The 452-nt window shown below is 71.9% G+C and carries 1 protein-coding gene; it reads left to right on the top strand.

Going from position 1 to position 452, the window contains the following annotated elements; genetic code table 11:
• A partial coding sequence (locus J5M57_RS28525) for a 5-deoxy-glucuronate isomerase (RefSeq protein WP_207938550.1) occupies positions 1-452 on the top strand: 452 nt, incomplete at both ends.

The following is a 452-nucleotide window of genomic DNA, read 5'->3' as shown; positions in this document are numbered from 1 at the left end:
CGCTCGGCTCGCGCGACAGCGTGTTCGACGGCGTCGCGCCGTACGCGCTGTACCTGCCGCCGAAGCTGTCCGTCATCGTGCGCGCGTCGCGCGACGCGGAGCTCGGCGTGGCGAGCGCGCCGGCGGCCGGCCGCTATCCGGCGCGGCCCATCAAGCCGTCGCAGATGCGGCGCCCGGTGCGCGGCAGCGGCGCGAACACGCGCTACGTCTGCGATATCCTGCCGCAGACCGAGCCGGCGGAGGCGCTGCTCGTCGTCGAGGTGCGCACGCCTTCCGGGCACTCGTCGAGCTATCCGCCGCACAAGCACGACACCGACAACGTGCCCGTCGAGAGCTCGCTCGAGGAAACGTACTACCACCGCGTGCATCCGCCGCAGGGCTTCGTGTTCCAGCGCGTGTACACCGATTCGCGCGACCTCGACGAATCGATGGCCGCCGGCGACCACGACGTC

This window comes from Pseudomonas sp. 86_A (assembly GCF_017491705.1).
Taxonomy (GTDB): domain Bacteria; phylum Pseudomonadota; class Gammaproteobacteria; order Pseudomonadales; family Pseudomonadaceae; genus Aquipseudomonas; species Aquipseudomonas koreensis.
The sequence above is the reverse complement of the archived record's forward strand: the minus strand, read 5'-3'. Positions and strand labels throughout refer to the sequence as shown.